The organism is Candidatus Soleaferrea massiliensis AP7, from assembly GCF_000820765.1.
GTDB classification, from domain to species: domain Bacteria; phylum Bacillota; class Clostridia; order Oscillospirales; family Ruminococcaceae; genus Soleaferrea; species Soleaferrea massiliensis.
Window position 1 is genome coordinate 51,265 of the sequence record NZ_CCYH01000005.1, and the last position, 20,469, is coordinate 71,733.

Annotated in this window: 19 protein-coding genes; 11 read left to right on the top strand and 8 right to left on the bottom strand. The window is 50.0% G+C overall.

All coding sequences use genetic code 11. From position 1 onward, the window contains the following. Positions 1-155: 155 nt before the first annotated feature. The 3 genes from BN348_RS01080 to BN348_RS01090 form a co-directional block, all read right to left on the bottom strand. Positions 156-806 (bottom strand): NUDIX domain-containing protein, encoded by a 651-nt coding sequence (locus tag BN348_RS01080; RefSeq protein WP_052446597.1) that lies wholly within the window; start codon positions 804-806, stop codon positions 156-158. A 4-nt stretch (positions 807-810) separates the two neighbouring features. Beyond that, positions 811-1,338, bottom strand: a complete 528-nt coding sequence (locus BN348_RS01085) for a cysteine hydrolase family protein (RefSeq protein ID WP_040195656.1) — start codon at positions 1,336-1,338, stop codon at positions 811-813. A gap of 205 nt (positions 1,339-1,543) precedes the next feature. After that, the gene (locus tag BN348_RS01090; protein ID WP_040195657.1) at positions 1,544-2,221 is read right to left on the bottom strand and encodes a Crp/Fnr family transcriptional regulator; all 678 of its coding nucleotides are present in this window, start codon (positions 2,219-2,221) and stop codon (positions 1,544-1,546) included. Positions 2,222-2,349: 128 nt separating this feature from the next. On the opposite strand from BN348_RS01090, the gene hcp reads away from it, so the two are divergent. The 8 genes from hcp (at position 2,350) to BN348_RS13425 (ending at position 12,396) form a co-directional block, all read left to right on the top strand. Beyond that, positions 2,350-3,942, top strand: a complete 1,593-nt coding sequence (hcp, locus tag BN348_RS01095; protein ID WP_040195658.1) for a hydroxylamine reductase — start codon at positions 2,350-2,352, stop codon at positions 3,940-3,942. A gap of 1,069 nt (positions 3,943-5,011) precedes the next feature. Continuing rightward, positions 5,012-5,719: an IspD/TarI family cytidylyltransferase gene (locus BN348_RS01105; protein WP_040195698.1), complete on the top strand. Its 708-nt coding sequence runs from the start codon at positions 5,012-5,014 to the stop codon at positions 5,717-5,719. Then, positions 5,716-6,729: an alcohol dehydrogenase catalytic domain-containing protein gene (locus BN348_RS01110; protein WP_040195661.1), complete on the top strand. Its 1,014-nt coding sequence runs from the start codon at positions 5,716-5,718 to the stop codon at positions 6,727-6,729. Before BN348_RS01105 ends, BN348_RS01110 begins: the two co-directional genes overlap by 4 nt. A gap of 9 nt (positions 6,730-6,738) precedes the next feature. Further along, a complete protein-coding gene (locus tag BN348_RS01115) occupies positions 6,739-7,707 on the top strand; it encodes a glycosyltransferase family 2 protein (RefSeq protein ID WP_040195663.1) in 969 nt (322 codons plus the stop codon). A gap of 17 nt (positions 7,708-7,724) precedes the next feature. Next, a complete protein-coding gene (locus BN348_RS01120) occupies positions 7,725-9,182 on the top strand; it encodes an O-antigen ligase family protein (protein WP_040195664.1) in 1,458 nt (485 codons plus the stop codon). Continuing rightward, positions 9,172-10,458 (top strand): oligosaccharide flippase family protein, encoded by a 1,287-nt coding sequence (locus BN348_RS01125; protein ID WP_040195666.1) that lies wholly within the window; start codon positions 9,172-9,174, stop codon positions 10,456-10,458. Before BN348_RS01120 ends, BN348_RS01125 begins: the two co-directional genes overlap by 11 nt. After that, a complete protein-coding gene (locus tag BN348_RS01130; protein ID WP_052446598.1) occupies positions 10,424-11,611 on the top strand; it encodes a CDP-glycerol glycerophosphotransferase family protein in 1,188 nt (395 codons plus the stop codon). The genes BN348_RS01125 and BN348_RS01130 overlap by 35 nt, the downstream gene beginning before the upstream one ends. A 425-nt stretch (positions 11,612-12,036) precedes the next feature. Beyond that, a complete protein-coding gene (locus BN348_RS13425) occupies positions 12,037-12,396 on the top strand; it encodes an iron chaperone (protein ID WP_278247731.1) in 360 nt (119 codons plus the stop codon). Here the strand turns inward: BN348_RS13425 and BN348_RS13750 are convergent. The 4 genes from BN348_RS13750 to BN348_RS13755 all read right to left on the bottom strand — a co-directional run bounded on the left by BN348_RS13750 (position 12,338) and on the right by BN348_RS13755 (position 16,183). Next, complete coding sequence (locus BN348_RS13750; RefSeq protein WP_040195668.1) at positions 12,338-13,084, bottom strand: ABC transporter permease; 747 nt, start codon at positions 13,082-13,084, stop codon at positions 12,338-12,340. The two genes, BN348_RS13425 and BN348_RS13750, sit on opposite strands and share 59 nt — an antisense overlap. Next, positions 13,081-13,944, bottom strand: coding sequence for an ATP-binding cassette domain-containing protein (locus BN348_RS01145; RefSeq protein WP_040195669.1), 864 nt, complete (start codon positions 13,942-13,944; stop codon positions 13,081-13,083). Before BN348_RS01145 ends, BN348_RS13750 begins: the two co-directional genes overlap by 4 nt. Positions 13,945-13,957: 13 nt before the next feature. Beyond that, positions 13,958-15,670 carry an LTA synthase family protein gene (locus tag BN348_RS01150; protein WP_156136361.1) on the bottom strand — a complete coding sequence of 571 codons (1,713 nt, stop codon included), beginning with the start codon at positions 15,668-15,670 and terminating at the stop codon, positions 13,958-13,960. Between the two features lie 90 nt (positions 15,671-15,760). After that, positions 15,761-16,183, bottom strand: coding sequence for a hypothetical protein (locus BN348_RS13755; protein WP_156136362.1), 423 nt, complete (start codon positions 16,181-16,183; stop codon positions 15,761-15,763). A 373-nt stretch (positions 16,184-16,556) separates the two neighbouring features. Between BN348_RS13755 and BN348_RS01160 the strand changes: the two genes are divergently transcribed. From BN348_RS01160 to BN348_RS01170, 3 genes are all read left to right on the top strand, one after another. Continuing rightward, complete coding sequence (locus tag BN348_RS01160; RefSeq protein ID WP_040195672.1) at positions 16,557-16,877, top strand: winged helix-turn-helix transcriptional regulator; 321 nt, start codon at positions 16,557-16,559, stop codon at positions 16,875-16,877. 349 nt (positions 16,878-17,226) lie between these two features. After that, complete coding sequence (locus tag BN348_RS01165) at positions 17,227-17,427, top strand: helix-turn-helix transcriptional regulator (RefSeq protein WP_040195702.1); 201 nt, start codon at positions 17,227-17,229, stop codon at positions 17,425-17,427. Continuing rightward, positions 17,427-17,858 carry a DUF6442 family protein gene (locus tag BN348_RS01170; protein ID WP_040195673.1) on the top strand — a complete coding sequence of 144 codons (432 nt, stop codon included), beginning with the start codon at positions 17,427-17,429 and terminating at the stop codon, positions 17,856-17,858. Before BN348_RS01165 ends, BN348_RS01170 begins: the two co-directional genes overlap by 1 nt. A gap of 176 nt (positions 17,859-18,034) precedes the next feature. Here the strand turns inward: BN348_RS01170 and BN348_RS01175 are convergent, their stop codons facing one another. Further along, a complete protein-coding gene (locus BN348_RS01175) occupies positions 18,035-20,467 on the bottom strand; it encodes an ATP-binding protein (protein ID WP_040195674.1) in 2,433 nt (810 codons plus the stop codon). Positions 20,468-20,469 lie beyond the last annotated feature (2 nt).

Genomic DNA, 20,469 nt, shown 5'->3' on the forward strand with positions numbered 1-20,469 from the left:
TTGTGTGTGGACGAACAGTTTTGTCTGCCGCATCATCCTTCTTGTGTAGGGCGAACGGTTCTGTCTGCCGCGCCGTCCTTCCAGTGTGTGGACAATCAGTTCAGACTGCCACGCCATCCTTCCTGTGTGCAGGACGAGCGGTTCTAACGATCGAATCAACCATCCTTTAAATGAACCGGGCCGTTTTGGGTTTCCGATGATTCCTGCTGTAACCGCAGCAGGCCGCTCAGGATGATCTTCGCGTGGTCAAACGCAAGCCCGCTGCAGTCAAGAATCTTGATGTCGTGCTTCCATCCGCAGAGCGTTTGACAGCTGTGTACCGATAGAGTGGCCGACAGCTCAGTGCCGTCACTGCGCAGTGTCAGAAAGGCGCGGTTCGCCTTCATCCGGCAGCCGACGGAGAACCATTGGGCGTCCGCCGCGTCGTCGTCCGCCGCCGGATGGATGTTCGACCGGTCAACTACCGCGATGTACGCCTGTGTGATCACCCAGGTGCGCGGATCGCGTCCCGGGTCGCTGAACATGCCGAGCTGAACGAGCGGCAGCCCCGTTATATGGGTTTCCTCCAGAAGCTCCCGGGCGGCGGCTTCATCCACGCTTTCATCCGGGTTCGCGAAGCCTCCCGGCAGCGCCCAGCTTCCGAGGTGCGGATGCCCGCCGCGCCGGATCAGCAGAAGCCGCGGCAGCGTTTCGCCAAGCGCGAAGACCAGGATGTCCGCCGTAACCGAAGGGCGCGGATAATCGCCCGGCTGGTAGCGTTCAAGAAATTCCTTTTCAGTCAGTCCGTTTTTATCCCGCAATACCATGTCTTTACCTCCCTGTGACCTGAATCTGCATGCCGGCCATCACATCCAGCGCCGCTTGGTGCAGCGCCCGGTCGCTGCCCGCGGTGCAGGATGCATCCACCTGCACCGGCGTCTGCGGCTGCGCGGTCTTGGCGAGCACCGCGTTGGAGATCACGCAGATGTTCGACACAACCCCCACAAGCTCGATGCTTTCATAGGGTGTTGCTTTGAGATGTTCATATAACGCCCCGGACCCGAAGACATCCTTGTAGAAGCACGGGTCTTCTTCCTGCATCAAATCGGCGATCTGGCCGTACAGCCGGTGTCCGTCGGTTGAGCGGATGCAGTGCTCGACCGGCAGATACCGTCCCTCCTGTGTGCTGAGATAATCCTCATTATGTGTGTCAAAGGTAAAGAGCACCGCGCCGCCGTCCGCGCGGTACTGCCGGATTTTCTGAGCGATTCGCGGCTCCAGTGCGGCCGCTTCGGGAAACCCGAGAGACCCGGTCACAAAGTCATTTTGATAATCCACAACAATCAGGCATCGTTTCATGGGATGTCTCCTTTCTAAAGCCAGTCCGCCAAAATGGCGGAGCAAACAGGTGTATGTACCATCGATCCGATGGCCTTACAGGAATATCGGATGTCTTCCATAAAGGACAGTCTGCTTAGTATTTCCATTTTACAGGAAAAGTTTCATGCGGCGCATTATTTTCTGCGGTTTCAACGCTGGATATCCCCGCCTATAGCAGGCTTCATCACACCTCGTCGAGCTGCCGCAGAAGTGTAAAGTGATTCCGCTCAAACCTTAAAACCCCTTCGTCCCGCAGCTTGCACAGCTCATTGGACATCGCGCTGCGGTCAACCGAGAGGTAATCGGCAAGCTGCTGCCGGTTGTACGGGATGTCAAACACCGGACTTCCCTGGCGCAGCGACTGCGCGGACAGGTAGGACAGCAGCTTTTCCCGCGTCGTGCGCCGGGACATATGGGTCATCTTTTCGTTCATCGCCAGATTTTTGGCAGCCATAACCGACAGCAGGTTTCGTATCAGCCTTGCGTGAAATACGCAGGAGGAGCTGCAGGTCGTGAGTACCCGCCGCACATCCAGAAATAGGACCTCCGCCGGAACGGCCGCCGTCACGCTGACGCTGAGCAGGGCGTCCGGAACGCAGGCGTAGGTTTCGGCGAACAGCTCCCCCGGCCCCGCCACGGTCAGGATGTTTCGATTTCCCCAGAAATCCTCCTTGCTGACATGGATGCTTCCGGAAAGCACCATGCCGACCGTGTCCACCGCGTCGCCGAACCGCAGTATCTGTTCATTTTTTTCATAATATGCGGTGCGCGCGGACAGGCATTCCAGCATCGACAGCGCCTCCGTTTCCGTGATGCCGCTGAACAGCCGCGAACTGCTGATGACCGGCAAATATTCTTTCATAAAACCATCTCCTGTTGGTTATACAACCGATTTGTATCAAATATTGTATTACAATGATGCCATAGAGTCAAGAAAATCATACCGTTTGACAGGAAAAATCTTTTATGAATGGCAGGAGGAAGATCGATATGGCAAATGAAATGTTTTGTTTCCAGTGTGAACAGACAGCGGGCTGTCACGGATGTACAGGCAAGGCGGGCGTCTGCGGGAAGGACGCCGGCACATCGAAGCTGCAGGACGAACTGACCGGCGCGCTGGTATCCCTCGCGCGGGCTGTGGATGGCAGCATCCCGACGGAGAGTACGCATCGCGCCATGATAGAAGGGCTGTTTACCACCCTCACCAATGTCAGCTTCAGCGATGGAGCGGTCAAACAGCAGACCGAAACCGTCCGCCTGGAGCGGGACCGGCTGATTCCGCGGTGCGGCGGCTGCATGTCAAGATGCAGCCGGAACGACGAATACGACCTCGGATTCCTCTGGAATGCCGATGAGGATATCCGCTCTCTCAAGTCGCTGATCCTGTTCGGCCTGCGCGGCATGGCGGCCTATGCCTACCATGCAATGGTGCTGGGCTACACCGATGAGACGGTGAACGCCTTCTTCTATGAAGGGATGTTTGCGGTCGGCGAGGACTGGGGGATGGATGAGCTGCTGCCGGTTGTGATGAAGCTTGGAGCGGTCAATCTCAAATGCATGGCGTTGCTGGATAAAGCCAATACCGAAACCTACGGCGACCCCTCCCCGGTTACCGTGCCGCTTGCTGTCCAGGAAGGGCCGTTTATCGTGGTGTCGGGCCATGACCTGCGGGATTTGCAGCTGCTGCTTCAGCAGACCGAAGACAAAGGGATCAACATTTACACGCATGGGGAGATGCTGCCGGCCCATGCGTACCCGAAGCTCAGGGCGTATCCCCATCTCAAGGGCAATTTTGGAACGGCATGGCAGAACCAGCAGAAGGAATTTGAATCGCTTCCGGCGCCGGTTCTGTTCACGACCAACTGCCTGATGCCCCCGAAGGAGAGCTATGCCGACCGCGTATTTACAACCGAGGTTGTGTCCTATCCCGGCATTGTGCACATCGGGGAGGATAAGGATTTCACGCCGGTCATTGAAAAGGCGCTGGAGCTGGGCGGATTCCAAGAGAGAACCGCGTTCTTCGGCATCAACGGAGGTGCGCAGGTGACCACCGGCTTCGGACACAAGGCGATCCTTTCAGCCGCCGGACAGGTGGCCGATGCGGTGAAAGCGGGCAAGATCCGGCATTTCTTCCTGGTCGCGGGCTGCGACGGCGCAAGGCCGGGAAGGAACTACTACACCGAATTCGTGAAGCAGTCGCCGCCCGATACGGTGATTCTGACGCTGGCCTGCGGAAAATACCGCTTCAACGACCTGGAGCTCGGCGAGATCGGCGGCCTGCCGCGCCTGATGGACATGGGCCAATGCAACGACGCCTACGGCGCGATTCAGGTGGCGGCCGCCCTCGCGAACGCCTTCGGCTGCGGGTTGAACGAGCTGCCGCTCTCGATGGTGCTGTCCTGGTACGAGCAGAAAGCGGTCTGCATCCTGCTGACGCTGCTGCATCTGGGCATCAAAAACATCCGGCTCGGCCCGTCGCTGCCGGCCTTCCTTTCGCCGAAGGTGCTGCGGTTTCTGGTGGAACAGTACGGCATCGCGCCAATCACCACGCCGGAACAGGATTTGCAGGTGCTGCTGCGTTGAGCGGAGGTTGTCCGGTTTGTCCCGTTCCCCGCGAAAAAGGATAAAGAAACTGGGAAACAGCTGTTCTGCTGATAAGAATACAACTGAGACTGAGGAGCCGGCCTTAAGGCCGGCTCCTTTTCCATGTCTGTTAACCTGTCTGCGCGTTCATTTGAGATGGATCATAGGCAGGACTAAGAGATATGCACAGGTTTTATCCAAAACAGGCTTTATCCAAAGCCGTGAAAAAGAGGCGGGGTTCTGTGGAAGCGTTTTTTCTGTAATTGATATGGAACTCGATAAACCGGTTGGATTGATATCCATCTAATGTTTATGGATAGCCTGTTGACCCGGTTATACAATATGCAACGGGGCGGATAAGCGCAAACTGCCGCGTTGTGCTGCATAACAGGCCGGTGAAAGCTATAGTTTTTCCATATTCCCGTAACATTGTAAGGGCACAACAACATATTTTTACTTATTTTTCATATTTACAAATGCACTTTTCCGGGTCGATTGTTTGACAAAACAGTCACTGCATGTTACAATTTAAAGAAACATACGGTTTTATCGCGATCAGGCTTGTTTGTCCATTTTTTCTGTATATCTTCTGAAGACGGACAAGGGCCTTTTTTCGCTTTGTACGGCGTTTCAGCGTGTGCAGCGGTATCCGGAAATCAGACTGCTCCTATGCGGCAGAAACGCGTTTGGCAGTGTCTGTACAGCACTCCGCCGCCGTAAAAAGATAAAATCGGTATTGACAGGGATAATGGATAAGACAGATTTTCATAAGCAGGGCGCGCTGTTAAAAAGGATGGCGGCGTTTCTGCTGTAAAGTCTGATGGAGATGGGTGGCCGGCGGCCTTTTGAGAAATGATAAAGCAAAAGTATTGTGAACGATAAGTGAATGAATGTCTGCGCTGCGTTTCACCCCAATGCTTGGAGCTTTATCATTTTGTGCCGTTTGGACCTGTTCGGCGGCTGTCGAATCGAATGTCGGCCGGCCGCGGCATGTGTCCGCAACCGCGACTGAACGGCGGGGAAGTGGATATAATAAAGGTAAAATATAAGGATGTACGGAGGAAACGTCATGATTTTTGCAGCGATTTTGGCAGGCGGCGTGGGAAGCAGAATGAAGATTGCGGATATGCCGAAGCAGTTCCTGCCGCTCGGAGACAAACCGATTTTGATTCATACTGTGGAAAAGTTCCTGCTCTGTTCAAGATTTGACAAGATCTACATCGGCGTGCACGCGAACTGGGTGCTGCACGCAAAGGACCTCGTGAAGAAGTATATTTCACAGCCCGAACGCATCGAAATTGTGGAGGGCGGCGCCGACCGCAACGGTACGATCATGAATATCATCGGCGCAATCGAAGAAGAATATGGAGAGAATGAGGACAACATCATTGTGACGCACGACTCGGTGCGCCCCTATGTCAGCATCCGCATGATTGAGGAGAACATCGACGCGGCGCTGGAATACGGTGCGACCGACACGGTCATCTCTGCGACCGACACCATCATCACCTCGGAAGACGGCGATTATATTTCCACCGTCCCGGAAAGACGGCTGATGTACCAGGGACAGACCCCGCAGAGCTTCCGCATTTCGATTCTTAAAAAGCTGTACAACCAGCTTTCCGAGGATGAAAAGGCCATCCTGACCGACGCGTGCAAAATCTGTGTGGTCGGCGGCGTCAAGGTGAAGCTGGTACAGGGTGATGTTGCCAATATGAAGATAACAACGATCGAGGACTATCGCATAGCACAAGCTATGGTTGGAGGAGAAAAGTGATTACTTCCATATATCAGTTGGTCAGCCCCAGTGTGTTTTCTGTCAAGTATCAGCAGATAGACGCGCAGAAAGGGGTTATCATCAGGCCGGACTATATGGCGATCTGCCATGCCGACCAGAGATATTACCGCGGGCTGCGCGATGCAAAAAGCCTGGCAAAGAAGCTGCCGATGGCGCTCATTCACGAGTGCTGCGGCACCGTCGTCCATGACAGGACCGGAACCTTCCAGCCGGGACAGCGCGTCGTGATGATCCCGAACATCCCGGGCGAGGAGAAGGCCGGCATCTATGAAAACTATGCCGTGGGAAGCGGCTTTTTATCGAGCGGCCGGGATGGATTTATGCGCGAACTGGTCATCCTGCCGCCCGACCGGGTGGTGGCTTATGAAGGTACGCCCGGCTATATTGCCGCGATCACCGAATTTGTCAGCGTTGCGGTTCACGCCGCTTTCCGGCTTGGCGCCGCCGCGCATGCTTACCGCGACAGCATTGCGATCTGGGGCGACGGAAGCCTTGCATATGTCGTGTCGCTGGTGCTCAGAAAGATGTATCCCCAAAGCAGAATTACGGTTGTCGGACTGAATCCGGAAAAGCTGTCCATGTTTACCTTTGTGGACAGCACCTACCTCACCACGGCGATCCCGGAGGACTTTTCCTGCGACCACGCGTTTGAATGCGCGGGCGGCGAGGGCTGCGCGCCGGCCATCGAAAACATCATTGCGCACATCCGCCCGCAGGGCACGGTTCTTTTGATGGGCGTCAGCGAAAACCCGGTGCCGATCTTCACGAGGATGGTGCTGGAAAAGGGGCTCACATTGGTCGGAAGCAGCCGTTCCGGACGCGCCGATTTTGAGAAGGCGGTCGAGATTATGAGCGATACGGAAATCCAGCGCCGTCTGTCATCCATCATTCTGGAGGATGATCGGGTTGCGTCGGTGAGCGATCTGCACAGAGTGTTTAAAACGGATATGACAACACCGTTCAAAACGGTTTTTAAATGGAATATGTAGGAGAGAGACATGCCAAAAATCAGTATCATAGTGCCGGTCTATAAGGTGGAGGATCTGCTGGACAAGTGTGTGAACTCCATTTTGAAGCAGACCTTCACCGATTTCGAGGTTCTGCTTGTGGACGACGGGTCGCCCGACAGATGCGGAAAGATGTGCGATGAATACGCCGCGAAAGACCACCGTATCAGGGTGATTCACCGGGCAAACGGCGGCCTCAGCGCCGCGCGGAATACAGGACTTGATGCGGCGAAGGGGGAATACATCGGCTTTGTCGACAGCGACGACTATATCGACGAGAGGATGTACGAAAAGCTTTACGGAGATATCACCCAATATGACGCCGACGTGGCCTGCTGCGGCATTGTGGAGAAATTTTCAGACGGCGAGCACCTGATGTATGAGCCGCATGACACCATGGTCTGCGATACCAAGGATGCGCTTGCGGCCATCATGCGCGGGAAGTATATGTCGTATATCCTGTGCTGCAAGCTGTTCCGCGCATCCTGCCTGAAGGACGTCCGGTTTATAGAGGGCAAGCTGTATGAGGATATCTTTTTCACAGTCGATTACATGAAGCGTATCAAATCGATGGTGATTTCCAATGAACCGCTCTACTTCTATTACCGGCGCGGCGGCAGCATCACGACCTCTCCGGTCACGAAACGGGACTACGACCTGCTGGAGGCTTACGGTAAAAATATAGAACTTGTCGAGCAGCGTTATCCGGATTTGAAGCCGCTTGCGGATTTTCGGTATTTCTGGAGCAGGTTCGTGCTGCTTGACAGGATTCTGCTCTCCGAAGACCCCTACCACCATTTCATGTATCAGGAACTGGCGTCGGTATTGAAAAAGAATACCTCGAAGATTTTGAAAATTCCTTATTTTCGCAAACAAAGGTACATCGGCGCCTGTGTTTTAAAGTTCAGCACGCCGATCTATCGGCATTTCGTCAAGAGAAGTGCATCAAAAGAGTTTTGATGAGGAGCAAGAGCTGAATGAATTGGTTAAAAGAAAAAAATGAAAAGATAACCTTTGCGTATATTCTGTGCTTCATCTGCTACATAGCGGTCAATGACATCGCTTTTTTTGTATGGAAGCTGCAGACGGTCAATAAACTCATCTATCCTGCGTTCGCTGTAGTGGGCGGGCTGCTGCTGTTGCTGGATCTGTTTTGTAAGCGTAGGATTTTTAAAGCGAAAGGCAGCGGCTGGCTGATTGGGTTTGCTGCAGCCATTTTCCTTTCAACCATTGTGAACGCGTCGTATGGAATCGGCGAGAATATCAAAACAATGGTATGGACCTGTGTGATCATGCTGCTGATGTATCCCTTTGCGTTTGCGCAGACGAGAGATGCGGCGGTCAGACAGATCAAGATCATTGCGAATGTATTGGGTGTGATCACACTGGTGTGCAGTGTGGTCAGCATGTATCAGTACCTGTTCCAGATTTATTTTGAGTATCGGCTTCCGAACGATCCCTCCTGTCCGCAGGGCTTTGTCGGAGGAAGACTCTACGGTGTCTTTACCGATCCGAACTATGCATCCGTGCTGATGCTGTGTGTGATAGCCTTGGGCCTGTTTTATATTTTCAATACGAAGAGCAGATGGATGAAGGCGTTTCACATCGTCAACATTGTGTTCAGTTCGCTGTATGTGCTGTTGGGCGCGTCCAGGACGGCGCAGCTCGTGTTTGTTTTGGCCCTGTTTGTCGTCGTTTCCTTTGCTCTCTACAGATATTTTTTTATCAGGCGGAAGAAGCGCGTTCTGGCATTGGTGCTCGGAATCCTCATCGGCGCGTCCTCTGCGGCGGTGGGTCTTGTGGCTTTTGAGCCGATCCGGTATAACCTGGGATACATGCCGGGGATCATCCTTCAGATGACCGATCCCAACAGTTCGGGCGAGCCGCTCAAACCCATTGATGACACACGTCCGGACGTTGGAGAAGACAAGGATATTTCAAACCACCGGTTTGAAATATGGAGCGATGCTGTCAGATTGTGGCAGGCCACGCCTGTTGTAGGAACCTCACCGAGAAATCATCTGGCGTTTGCCGAAGAGCATTTTCCCAATTCTTTTATGGTGAAACGGCAGTACTCCACACACAACGGCTATCTGTCGGTGCTTACCTATACCGGCGTCGCCGGAGCGCTCATGGTGCTTGGTTTTATAGCAAGCTATTTTATTTACCTGTGTAAAAAAATCCTCAGCACCAAACGCGGATATCCAACCAAGAGTGTCATGACGGTACTGGCCATCATCATCATGCTGACCATAGCGGCGTTTCCCATGATGATGATCTTTTTCCTGAATACCGTCCGTGAATTTATATTCTGGCTGATGCTGGGATACATCATAGCATTGACAAGACTGCCGGAAGACGCGGCGGAGAAACCGCCGGTGCTTTACAGGCTGAGTGAAAAAATATTTTCGGGGAAAGTGAAACATGAAAGTTAAAAAAGAGATGAAAACACTGGTATCCAATACCGTGATGCTCTATATCATGCAGGTGTCGGGATATATCTTTCCGCTGCTGACCTTTCCGTACCTTACACGGGTGTTGGGGCCGGAATATTTCGGTGTAACCACCTTTGTCAGCGCGACGATTACCTATTTTCAGCTGGTTGTAGACTTTGGCTTTCTGCTTTCGGCAACCAGAGATTGTTCCCTGCACCGTGACAACAAGCAGAAGCTGCAGGAGATTCTCTCCTCGGTCGTCAAAGCAAAGACTTTTATTGCGACCATCGCGTTTGCGGGTATCTTTATTTTAATCATCTTTGTTCCGCAGTATCAGGAGCATGGGCTTTATCTCGCGTTATCTTATCTGGCGGTGTTTGCGAGCGCCTTTATACCGGATTATATGTTCCGCGGAATTGAACGGATGTCGGTCATTACATATCGTTCGGTGGCATCCAAGGCGTTATACACCGTGCTGATCTTTATATTTGTGAGACAGGATACCGACTACGTCCTGATTCCTATCTTTATGTTTGCGGCAAACGTATTTGTGGTTATCTGGTCGTTTATCTATTTGTATAAGAAGCTGGATATCCGATGGATCAAAACCCCGGTCTCAAGCGTCGTTGCAGCCATTAAGGATTCCGCGGTTTTCTTTGTCTCACGCATTGCGACGACCATCTACAATGCAACCAACGTTGTGGCGCTGGGCTTCTTTTTTCCATCTGCGGCGCTGGCCTCCTTTACATCGGCTAACGATCTGATTACAAAGGGCAGAGGTATGTTCTCGCCGATTGCGGACAGCATCTATCCGTATATGGTCAAGCAAAAAAATTTCAAGCTGATCAAAAAGGTGCTGATCTTCTCATTTCCAATCATTCTAGCCGGAACGGTGTTTCTGTACATCTTCACACCGGAGGCGATCCGAATTGTCTGTGGAGAAGGATATGAAGGAGCCATCCCGATTTTCAGGATTCTCCTGTTTATGGTGCCGATTACACTGCCGATCTATCTGCTGGGATTCCCAACGCTCGGCGCGCTGAACATGATGAAAGAAGCGAACCTGACTATCGTATATGCCGCGGTTTACCATGTCATCGGCCTGCTGATCCTGTTTGCTGTCGGCAAGTTTGAGTTTATTCCGGTTGCGATTCTAACGGTTACAAGCGAGTTTGTTGTCTTGATCTCCAGAGCGATCTACTCATATCTGGGTTTCAAGCGATTGGAAAGAGAGAGGAAATATGAGCAGATTCATTCGCAAATTCAAAACAAGTAAGCTGTTCTACGTTATGATCGACAGCCTGAGAAAGCTGTTTATGCTGCTCTGCTCGATTTTTCCGCTTCAGAATAAAATATTTGTCAGCAGCTACTTCGGCGGCGACTACGGTGACAACGCAAAATACATTGTGGAGGAGCTTCGCCGGCAGAATCTTGACTATCAGGTTGTATGGCTGCTCAAAAAAAGCCTGATGGAGCACCATCATCTGCCTCAAGGCGTAAAGGCGGTGGCTTATAATTCCGCGGCAAGCTTCTTTGAAATGGCAACCGCAAAGGTGTGGATCAACAATTCCCGTTTTACCACGGCCCTGCGTAAACGGAAAGGCCAGCTTTATATCCAGACCTGGCATGGCGGACCGGGCATGAAAAAGGTGGAACGAGATGTCGAGGACGCACTGGACGTTCGCTATGTCCACTTTGCCAAAAAGGATTCCCGGATGACCGATGTCTATCTGTCAAACAGCACCTTCATGACCAATCTGTATGCGAATGTGTTCTGGTATGACGGTGAGATTGTCGAGTGCGGCAGTCCCAGAAATGATATTTTCTTTGGAGACACAAAGAAATATGCCGACAAAATCCGAGCCTTCTACTCGATACCAGCGGACAAAAAGATGGTTGTGTACGGTCCGACCTTTCGAAAGGATCACAATTTAGAGGTCTATTCGATCGACGGTGAACAGTGCTGCAGAGCGCTTTCCGAGCGGTTTGGCGGAGAATGGGTGCTGCTGATGCGCCTGCATCCCAATCTTTTTGAATTGGCAGAGAAAATGCAGACCGACGGCGGCAGAATCATCAACGCTACGCAGTATCCCGATCCGCAGGAGCTGTTTGCTGCGGCGGACTGCCTGATCACCGACTATTCGTCGCTGATTGTGGATTATCTGCCGACACAGCGTCCGGGCTTTATCTTTGCCACCGATGTCGACCAATACATCGATGACAGAGGGTTTTATTTCGAGTTCAGCGATATGCCGTTTCCATTCTCGGAGAGCAATGACCGCCTGATTGAAAACATCCTGCAATTTGACGAGGAGAAGTACCGGCAGGACATCGCTGCGTTCCGGAAGAAAACCGGCCTGCTGGAAAGAGGCGTCGCGTCGAAGAAGGCGGCTGAAATGATTCGGAGTCATATGGACAATGGACGTTGATCTGTAATGTTTATCATGTGTTCTTGTGGATTGCCCGTTTTTCGGATGATCAAAAATAAAGACAGCTTCCGGAATTCTGTATGGAGATACAGAATTTCAGGAAGCTGTTTTTGTTGGAGTCTGAACATCATGATTTTATAACCCGATTGCTTCAGGCGTAAACCGGACGATACATGGGTCTCTTTCCAGTCAAGCTGATGCGGAATTGGGATTCTGGAAGATGCATATCTGATTTGGAAACCGGTACAATATTGACAATGGATGCCATTCAGGATGTATGGATCAGCTTCGGTGATGTTCCATATCATACTGACGGTCATGGCTGATCAACTGCCTGTTTATATGAATCAAAGCCAGCCGCTGATCTTATAAAAAGCATTTAGGAGGGGAATTATATCGAGATTTTTGCCGAGTATTTAGGACGTATAGAGAACCAGCAGCATCGGGACCGGACTCAAGAAATGTTGAAATGGGTCCATCACACATTTCCCCAGCTGGCTCCGAGAGTGGCATGGAATCAGCCCATGTACACGGATCACGGAACGTTTATCATAGGCTTCAGTGTGGCAAAACACCATCTGGCCGTTGCGCCTGAGAGGGCGGGAATTGTTCGATTTTCCGCGGAAATCCTGCGGGCTGGCTATGACCACAGCAAGCAGCTGATGCGTATCAGGTGGATCGATCCGGTTGACTATGAGCTGCTTCGGAAAATGATTCAGTACAATATTACGGACAAGGCGGATTGTTCCGCATTTTGGAGAAAGCCCGAGGAGAATGCCGGCTGAAAGCAGCGGCTCTTCCTTTAAAATAAAGCTGCATGATAACCCAGCTCAATAATGGGGAGATTACCCCTGCGGCAGCAAACGCGACTCGGTTTGCTATGTACATTTGAGACGGCAGTTCTGTATAGTAATTCGCTGTGATAGAAACCAGTCCCAACAGTTTTCCGAAGGTGCAAAAGTCAAAGATGATCCATCCAATGATCATGACCAGGGGGACAAAGGTATTTTTTGATAGAACCAATAGCAAAAGAGATAATCCGCCCAGCGCGAACACATTGGGCAATATTTTGGCGAGCAGCACCATGATATCCCAGAAGCATATTTGCGCCCCGCTGTCCAGTTTCAGTAAATTCATGTAAAACACAATCATGATAGGGCAGCAGATGAACAAAAACAGGCACAAAACCCTGATGTAGCGTATCAGTATCAATTTATATATTTTTATGGGAAGTGAAAAAAGGAACTCCAGGTTTTGCTGCGTGATATCCCGCCCGAAAACCAACAATACCAAAATAGAAAATATCATCGGCATGATAATGTCAAAAAAAACGTATAAGCTATTGTACAGATCGTCCATATGATTGGCCTGAGACAAAAAGAATACAGCCAATAATTCTACGATGACAACCGTGATCACAAATGGTTTCAGACCATAAAAATCATACTTTAACCGATATGATAAAAAACTCATGATTTATAATATCTCCATATATCCGCACTTGAATAAGCACAGGATTCCCACGCCCCGATATGATCCTCATCGAACTTTCGGGCGGAAAACTTGATGTATTCTTTTCCATTTTCATCAAAATCACCCAATATTTTTATCTTGTCAGGATCTAAGGAATCGAGCTTGCTCTTTTCAATTTTGAAGATGTTTTTCGAAAGTTCCCGCTGCAATTCATTGTATCCGCCGGCGTATTTTAATTCGCCTTCTGACAGGATATACAGCATATCACAGTCCGAATGAATGTCCTGGATGATGTGTGTGGATGTTATGATAATCCTATCCTGGGAAATCTTTTTCAGGATGTTGTTAAAGGCCTCGCACTGTTCCGGGTCCAATGCCGCGGTCGGCTCGTCTGTGATGATGATTTCAGAATCCGCGACGATTGCCTGCGCAATTCCCACCCGCTTTTTCATGCCTCCGGACAGCTCTTTGATCTTTTTATGACTGAAATCTTCAATATTTGTCATCTCGATCGCTGAACGCACATGATCCGCGACATCCTTTGCTTTCTTTTCCAGCTTTATTTCCGCAATAAAGTTTAAGAAGTCGATCACCTTCATCTCCTGATAGGCTGTGAACTCCTGCGGCAGATAGGATAAATGTTTTCGAATATCCTTATAATCGCTGTATTTTTTTCCGTTAAACGATAGAAAGCCTCCGCTTGGCGCGTAAACTCCCGCAAGCATCTTCATCAAGGTCGTCTTGCCGCTTCCGTTGCTGCCAATCAGCACATTGATGCCCGCGTCAAAGGTGACGCTGAAATTGTCAAAAACCCTGTTTTTTCCGTACGAAAAATCCATGTTTTGTACACGCAGTTCCATGTTAACATCTCCTTTATATGATTTCGTTTACAAAAAACGTATCTTCGTACTGGTCATGCAGGATAAAGCCTTGAAAATAAAACGGGCAGTAGATGATCGTCTTGATTTTTGAAGAATCGTATGGCTGCGTATAGCTTCCGCCGCCGTAGGTTTCCACAATGTATTCCATGTTGTTTTCAGGCTCGTTTTCATATTCTTTGATAAAATCCAGCTGCATTTGTACGTTTCTGTCAATGGCGGCTTTCGAATTTTTATATCCCTCAAAGATGATGCAGTTGATGCCGCCGGACTGTACCTCTTCAAAATACCCCGATATGATGTAGAGCTGTCTGAGCCGCGCTTGTCCGCTGTACGTTTTATCCTTGATCAATCTTCCGCCTGTCAGGTTGCTGACAAAGCTGTTGTTTGCGTGTACCGTGACGTCAAAATCAATTTCATTGTTGTTCTCTATAATCTGAGGATACCAGGCGAACTGATGATACAAATTACTGGCTTCGCTTGTGGAATAGAATACCTTGCTGTACATATAATTCTGATAATTTAAATTTCCGCTGTATTTTATGACAATCTCAAGGTCATCCTGTGGATAATAGGATGGGTCCGTTTCAATATATAGGTTGTCTCCATCCCTAAACTGTATGATGAATCCATCATTTGATGAGTTGGGACCATAGTAATAAGCGGTTGCGTCGAAGGCCTCGTCGATTCTCAATTTTATATATTTGGTATCTTTCGATTTATGAACGGTTAATCTGCACTCGTTTTTCAGGTTGTTTCCTAAATACAGATCCATGGTCATATTCGTAATGTAATAGTCCTTTGTAATATCATGGTTTTCGTAGATATTGATCTTGTCTTTGTCAAAATTTGTTTTGTAATATTGTCTTTGCTCAGAGTTAAAATCGAGCATAACGGGATAAAAAGCATTGCACATAACAAGAGTAACCGATAAAATGACAACGCCAGACGGCAGAATCCACGCCAAAAAATTTTTGCGCTTTTCCTTCTGAGCCTGCAGCACTATGCAGATGATCAGGAGAACCCCCGTAAGAATCCAAAAAAGCGAATTGGCAAGAAAGCTCTGGTCCAATTTGCCGACAGCGGCAAACTGTGAATAATTCGGATTCTGGAATGACAGATTGAACAGGCTTCTGATAAAAGCGGTCTCCTTTTCAATATTAAATATAACGTCAAAAAGCGGTGAAAACAGAAAAGAGACTGCCGCGGTAGCAATGTATAAGAGTCTGTTTTTTATCACCGTTCCCAGAAGAAAGCCTATCGAAAATAATACGATGATCTGCGTGAAACATTTTATAAAGGCATACAGAACATAAGACAAAAATAACCGCAAAGTGATTCCCGAAAAAATGGAGACAACACTCATCACGAGCAGGATACATAAAACGCTTGCCATGGCCACAAGCATTCCTGAAATAATTCTAAGCAGTAAAACTTTTGATTTGCTGAAAATGGAGAATTCATACTCATCAATGGAAAGGGACACATAGCCCCCGTAAGTTGCGTATACGACCCCCATAAACATATTGTAAAATCCAAAATAATTCATAAGGCCCGCAATGGTAAAAATCGAGCCATCCTTTGCCTGCACAATCAGGATGGTTATGAGAAGAATCGGGATGATCATAAGAAGCATCCACGGAGATTTTAGCTGTGACTTCAATAGGCGTTTAATATAGGTGCTTTCTTTATTTTTATTATTCAACATAAAATCAATTCCTTCATTCTCATTTGAAGCCTATTTTTATTCGATAAAACAATGTGCACTGTGCGCATGCACATTGTTTTTTTATAAATTCTACCAAGTTACTTTTACTTTTCCGGCATATACTCCGCTATCATATTCTGCATAAGCAAAAGTCCTATTGTTATTTGGGTCATGATATGAACTGGTCGGTGTAGCAGTAACACTTCCAGAAATTCCATTTCTCTCCAAGACGACATGATCAAATGTTGTCTTTTGTTCAACGCACTGAATGGTTCTTGTTTTTCCAGTTGCATTATTCGTTTTTGTACATGAAAAGACTACATGATCTTTTTTAGGAGCATTCCACGAAGAAGACGCGTTCCGATTGCTATACCGGGTGTTTGTGTTGTCCAGCGTAAAGGACACCGTACCGCCGCTGCCTTGATACGCAAAAACAGGAATCGCAAACATCACTAAAAAACAAATAACAATCGGAAATATTATAGATTTTCTAGCTTTTGAAATCTTTGACATATCAAATCCTCCTTATTTTTGGTTTAGCCGCACACATATACAATAATTATACTTTTTTCCAATATATTTGTCAATCGTTTCTGTAAAATTTGTTGTAATAATGTAAAATCAGTGTGACTATTAAAGGATAGTTTTATATATGATGAATTTTTTGGGAGAGACGTATTTCCAGAAGTATAGCCGGAAGCAATTGACTTTTTGAATCCCGGGATTTATACTAGAATAGCAGTATCAATTTGAAAGTAAGCGCTTTTTATATTCCAGCATCCAAGGAGAAACGATTGTAGGCGCAGGCTGGAGGATTTTGAAGGTTTGCTTTCTTTTGGCATGGATACGATATGAAGCTGTTATATATTTACATGGGGGAACAGAGATGGAAAAAATATTGCCGGCCTGTCCGGTGGAGACGACGCTGATGCTGATCGGCGACAAGTGGAAGGTGCTGATCCTTCGGGATTTGATGCATGGTACAAAGCGGTTTGGGGAGCTGAAGAAATCGATTGGCACGGTTTCGCAGAAGGTTCTCACCGCGCAGCTCCGTGATATGGAGGAAAAGGGTCTGCTGACGCGCAAGGCCTACGCCGAGGTCCCGCCCCGCGTAGAATATACGCTGACGCAAACCGGATACAGCCTGAAGCCGGTGCTCGACGCCATGGTGGTTTGGGGATCGGCCTATCAGAGCGAAAATCAGTGAAACAAAGCGGTCCGCATCGTCTCAAGGATGCGGACCGCTTTGTTATTTGACTGATGTTTATCATCATTGCCGCGGATATGAAGGTTGACAAGAAGAGCCGAAAGGGCTTCCGCCAGAGAGCTGGACGGCATGTCCAACGCCGCTGATACCGGCGGTTCGGCGTTGATTTTTAGCGTCTATGCTCGGTTCCTTCCACAATACATCAAGAATCGATTCTTATGGAGATCATACGAAATCAGAAAAAATAATGGAAATCTGGACCTCATGGAAAGTGTGCTTGACATTTTGGGGAGGTTGTGATATGATACAGGCAATGGAAAGTAAACTTTCCGTAAAAGGGGAAATGGCAGTGAAAAATCGTTTGGAGGAGATACGAAAGCGGCGGGGCATCAAGCAGGAGGATTTGGCGGCGGCGCTTGGCGTTTCAAGGCAGACGATCGGTTCGCTTGAAAACGGACGCTACAATCCTTCGATTCTGCTGGCGTTTAAAATTGCCCGTCACTTTGGGATGAGCATTGAAGAGATCTTTATTTATGAGGAGGAACTGTGATGAGGAAAGGTACTGTGCATCTTCTGACCGCCGCGGCCGGTGTCGTTTTACTGGGAGTCGGGTTGTTATTGATCAAAACGCTTGTGAATCCGCAGGGAATCCTGCTGGCATTGCCGTATATCTGCGTTGGAATCGGATGCGGGGCTTTTGGCCAGGGAATGGGAAGCTTCCTTTCATACAGAGCGATGAAGAACCATCCCGCCGTGCAGAGGCGGCTTGAGATTGAGCAGCATGATGAACGCAATGTGGCCATCTCAAACCGTGCGAAAGCGAGAGCGTATGACAGAATGACCTTTGTATTTGGGGCCTTGATGCTGTGCTTTGCATTGATGGGAATCGATATGGTCGCTGTACTGCTCCTGGTTTTTGCCTATCTGTTTGTACAGGGCTGCGGAATCTATTACCGATGCAAATATGAAAAAGAGATGTGACAAAAAATACAATAAGCGGGCTTTCGGTATGTGTTTGCCGAAAGCCCGCTTTTATCTTTGCCGGATAAGCGGATCCGGTCAAAAGAAAAGGGAATCTGCCCGGCTGCCCGGACGGATTCCCAACAGGTCTATTCATATGTAATGTCTGCTGCGTAATGTAATGTGTTGACGGGAAGTTAAATAGAGTCTGTGTCCCCGCTGCCGTCTTCGGCTGGTTTGTCCCTGCGGTTCCGCAGTTTCCAGGACAGGCATTTTGACAGGGCATGCTTCAGCTGCCCGATGGAAATCGGTTTCGCGAGATGGCCGTTCATCCCGGCCAGGCGCGTTTTTTTGATATCCTCCGCAAAGGCGTCCGCTGTCAGGGCGATGATGGGAAGCTCATCGATGTTCGGCATCCCGGAAGCCCGGATGCTTTTGGCGGCGTCGTATCCGTTCATGACCGGCATCTGGACGTCCATCAGCACCATGTCGTAATAAAACGCGGGATGTGTGCAGATGGCGTCCACCGCCTGCTTTCCATCCCCGGCGATCTCCACCTCGACACCCAGCAATTCCAGCATCTCCGTGGCGATTTGGCGGTTGAGCTCGTTGTCCTCCACCAGCAGAATCCGAAGCCCCGAAAAGGAATCCGCGGTATGGCGCGCATCCGCCGGCGCCTTTTCCGCCGGACACGTGCACTTGGTCAGACAGAGCGTGATAAGGAACCGTGAGCCCTTCCCATATTCGCTTTCAATCTGAATGTGGCCGCCCATCATCGATACCAGATTCTTCACGATGGTCATTCCCAGCCCGGTGCCGGTGATTCTTTGAATGCGGCTGTCATCGGCCCGGCTGAACGGTTCGAAGATGTGCTTGACATACGCGGGCTTCATACCAATGCCGTTGTCCTCCACCACAAACCGGTAGGTCCCCACATGCTGTTCGTCCTTTTTAAGCTCCTCCACGAGAAAGGAGATGTTTCCGCCCTCTTCGGTATACTTTGACGCGTTTTCCAAAAGGTTGACCAGCACCTGCTTTAAACGCTGCGCGTCCCCGCGGACCTGGTCATGGAGGCCGCCGTCCATATCGACCCGCAGCAGCTGCCGCTTGTTTTCGATGGGGAGCCGGACCATCTCCGCCGTTTCCTGAACCAGGCTGTGGAGGCTGAATTCCTTTTCCGTCAGCTTGATGACGCCGCTTTCAATCTTGCTGACATCCAGCACTTCATTGATCAGCTCCAGCAGATGCGCTCCGGAACTGGAGATTTTCTGGAGATAATCCCGCATCTTTTCCGGTTCCTCAACGTGGAGCTGCGCCAGCTCGGTCATCCCGACAATGGCGTTCATCGGCGTGCGGATGTCATGGCTCATCTTGGAAAGGAACGCGCTTTTGGCCTGATTGGCCTTTTCGGCCTTCTGCAGAGCGTCTTCGAGCAGCTGCTTGGCCTTGCGTTCCTTTTCCAGTGTTTCCTGTTGAAGCCTGCGGTCCTCATCGATATTCCTCGAAAGAGTGATCTCGATCAGATCGTCGGTGTAGGCGCTTTTCACCCGGACCACCTGTGTATAGTTCCAATGATAGACGCCGTCTTCCCCGAGATGCGGCACCTCCATGGTCACAATGCGCTCCCCGTTGGTAAAGGCGTCTGTCAGGGCGCTGTGCGAGAACTTCTGAAGGAACGTCTCCTGGTAATCCGGATGCACCGTGGAAAGCTCGGCCGCGATGAGGTCGGTGAACCGTCCCTCGCTGCCCGGCGGTTTGATCGGAAACCGGTCGTATTCCAGCATGTGATAGGTGTTCCGGGTCAGGTTGACGGCGATCAGCATCTGATATGCGCCCTTCACGGCAGTCGCCAGCTGGCTGATCTCAATGTTCCGCTGGCATTCCAGCAGATATTCTTCCTGGATATCGCGGAAGACCAGGACACACCAGCATTCCCCGTTTCCAAGCGGTTCAATTTTGGCCGCAGTGAATTCCACCATGTGATAGGTGCCGTCGCTGTGCAGACGGCGCAGCCGTTTGGAAACCTGCGTTTTTCCGGATTCGAACAGCCGAAGCATTGCTTCGCGGGAAAAGGTGCCGTTGAAGTCCTCGATATCGTCAGGATGTACCGTTTTCATGGCATAGTTCCGGTTCTCGGCGCCGAAATTCCCCTGCTCCGGAATGCCGGTCCACATCACATCCTTCTGGCAGTTGACGTAGTAATCGGCGGTCAGATTGGCGATGATGCACTCGTCGAAGACGGTGACAAGGCTTTTGGCATACATCTGTTCGATCTTCCGCAGCCCCTGCTCCTCTTCAAAGTTCAGCCGGTGCGGTGTGGCCATCACAACGATGGCGGGGATGTGCCCGTCCCAGATGATGCGGTTGGCTGTGACATCGACGGTGGTTTTCAGCAGGGGGTCGAAACAGACAATGTGGTTGGAGGAACGATCCCCCATGCCGTCAAGCGGACAGTTTGCACAGACCTCGGGCCAGACCTCATGGCATTTTACCCCGATCCTGGCCTTCGACCGGCCGGTATCCCGGCAGCGCTGGTTGAAGTACAGCAGCCGATGGCTGTCCTCTTCTATGACATAAACACTGGTTTCAGTCAGTGCGTCCAATAGATTTGCCAGATTGTCAGTACCCATGG